General features: G+C 35.5%; 4 protein-coding genes. 3 read left to right on the top strand and 1 reads right to left on the bottom strand.

The window, feature by feature from the left end:
- From HP456_RS22630 to HP456_RS22620, 3 genes are all read left to right on the top strand, one after another.
- Positions 1-253: potassium transporter TrkG (locus tag HP456_RS22630; RefSeq protein ID WP_281358120.1), on the top strand; the 253-nt coding region annotated here is incomplete at its 5' end.
- Between the two features lie 207 nt (positions 254-460).
- Positions 461-1,516 (top strand): DUF3231 family protein, encoded by a 1,056-nt coding sequence (locus tag HP456_RS22625; protein WP_172255285.1) that lies wholly within the window; start codon positions 461-463, stop codon positions 1,514-1,516.
- A gap of 51 nt (positions 1,517-1,567) precedes the next feature.
- Positions 1,568-2,032, top strand: a complete 465-nt coding sequence (locus tag HP456_RS22620) for a hypothetical protein (protein WP_172255283.1) — start codon at positions 1,568-1,570, stop codon at positions 2,030-2,032.
- A 121-nt stretch (positions 2,033-2,153) separates the two neighbouring features.
- Here HP456_RS22620 and HP456_RS22615 read toward each other — a convergent pair.
- Positions 2,154-2,590, bottom strand: a 437-nt coding sequence (locus HP456_RS22615) for a hypothetical protein (RefSeq protein WP_216663394.1), incomplete at its 5' end; no start/stop codon positions are given.

Below are 2,590 nucleotides of genomic sequence, written 5' to 3'. Positions count from 1 at the left end.
TACATCCGTAATTATCTTGTCATTGTCAGAAAGCCACTCATTAATAGAGATCATCTTTGAAGTTACTTCAGCGTTTGGAACAACAGGATTATCTTTGGGGATTACATCGGAACTTTCTACAATCGGAAAGTGTGTCATCATGATATTGATGTTTATCGGACGAGTTGGGATCCTCTCCTTCCTGTTTATGATCGGAGGCAAGGAGAAAACGGCAAATTATCATTATCCTAAAGAGCGGGTAATCATCGGATGACAATAAAAGGCTGAAATTTAGTAATCCTTTCTTTTTTGCATATTAAGGGACCTATATAAAAGCAGTGCAATTCTCATTAGAATCGCATTGCTTTTTTTATTGGAAAAGTATATCAAAGTTTTATGTATGTTATTTTCCTGTATTTTTTCTTTAATATTTATTAGGTATGTGCAAATAATAACTTTATTATGAAGCGGGAGGATCAAAATGGACAAAAATTCTTTTGTTTATAAAGAAATAAAAGAGCATCAGCAAAATAAACAGTTAACTTCAGCAGAACTTGCAGATTTGTTTGCCAATTATCTTGGAGACTCTATGTTTACTTGTGTTTTCGACCATTATCTTCAAGTTGTGGAAGATGACGAAGTGAAAGATTTTATAGAATTTGCAATTGGACTTTCTAAACGGCATGTTAAGCAAATAAGTGAAATTTTTACTGTGGAAAAAATCCCTATACCCGTCGGTTTTGGGGAACAGGATGTTAGAAAAGATGCACCTCGTCTATTCAGTGATATGTTCATGGTTTTTTATATTACGCAAATGGCAAGTATAGGATTAACTACCTACGGGGGAGCTTATGGGAATGCCACTAGACAAGATATACTGAATCATTTTAGAAACACGATAAATGATTCCGCAGAAACGTATGAGAGAGGAATTCATTTATTACTTACTAAAGGCTTTGACTTAAGCCCTCCCACCATTCCTTATCCTAAAGGTGTTGATTTTGTTGAAAAAAAATCATTTATTTCCATTATTACTGGAAGAGACAGACCCCTTACCGCAAATGAAATCAAACACTTGCAATATAATATAAATACCAATATCTTAGGTAAATCGTTAATGATAGGATTTAGTCAAGCTGCCTCTTCAGCGAAGATAAGGAAATACTTTCAAAAAGGAACCCAACTTGCTGATAAACAAATTAAAGGGTTATCCTTACAATTAACAAATCAGGATTTGCCTTCGCCTAAATTAATGGACGCCCATATAACAGATTCAACCACTGCACCGTTTTCAGATAAACTTATGTTGTACCATAGTTCATTAGCAGGAAATGTTGCTCTCACCAACATAGGTACTGGACTCGCACAAATGATGAGGCATGACCTGGCAGCGGAATTTACGGCACTAATTCCTGTGATCGGGAAGTACAATAATGATGGACTCAATATGATGATCGAACACGGATGGTTTGAAGAACCATTTACAGCTGCTGACAGAAAAAAACTTTCTGAATCTCCACGAGGGAACCAATCCTGAACCTTAAATGGTAAAAGGTAATTTCTTTAAAAAAAGTAGGCTGATACAAATGTGAATAAGAATGCGATTGAGAAATTGTTATGGTCTATCGCCTTACCCGGATTTGGGCAACTATTAAATCAAAAATATGTAAAAGGTATTGTGTTCATTTTCCTTGAATGTCTTATTAATATCCAATCGAACTTTAATAAAGCTATCATTTCGAGTTTTCAGGGAAATATGGATGCTTCGATTGATCAAGTCGATCTCCAGTGGCTGATGTTTTATCCTTGTTTGTATTTTTTTTCGATGTGGGATGCTGTAAAGGATGCGAATAGAGGACAAGAGAATTCGACGCTTTTATTTCTTCCTTTTGTTTTTGCTGCGTATTTCGTCACAGTTGGATTAATTTATTCAACCAAGGTCAGCTTATTTGGAATAGTGTTAGGACCTGTTTTTTTACCGATGCTCTGTGTAATACCGGGAGTTATTATAGGATTAGTTTTAAGAAAACTCATTACAATGTTTATAAAATAAGAACGTCATTTTCTTAATTGGAAAATGGCGTTCTTTATTATGTGCTTTAACAAGAAAATGCTGAATCAGAAAAAAAACAGTGTGAAATATAAGAAATATACACACTGTATGAATTGTTGAATTATTTAAAAACAGAATAAGGTACATCAAATAAGAACAATAGCCCGATAATGACGGGGGCAGAGATAATCCATGCGTAAATTGGTCTTTTATGATGAATGATAAGTAGGGAGAACATCATGATATTGAAGGCGATATCCCAACCGAAATGCCAGCCATGGTAATAAGCCATATTTCCTGCTAGTTGAAACAGGCCCTCTGTTGTGCCGAAAATCGCCGTCCAGAAAAGGACCCACAATATCCTTCCGCGAAGTGTTTCCGGGAGCCTTCCTATAAAGATCGCTATGGTTGCTGTATATTGAATCAGCATTTTTAATAATGCAATGGTGGTATGATTCAAATTTAAGCTCTTGTCAAGGGGTCCAACTGGTTGGAACTCCCACATCGAATAGTCATAGAGGAGAAATTGTGAGAGTAAATCTCCAATGATGAAAAAAA

It is taken from the genome of Bacillus haikouensis, from assembly GCF_013179555.1.
GTDB lineage: Bacteria > Bacillota > Bacilli > Bacillales > Bacillaceae_B > Rossellomorea > Rossellomorea haikouensis_A.
Note: the sequence above shows the minus strand (reverse complement) of the source record. Positions and strands in the feature narration are given on the sequence as shown.

Bases quoted from the DNA above. Each gene is read 5' to 3' on its own strand.
- HP456_RS22625 (WP_172255285.1), top strand. From the start codon at position 461: ATGGACAAAAATTCTTTTGTTTATAAAGAAATAAAAGAGCATCAGCAA.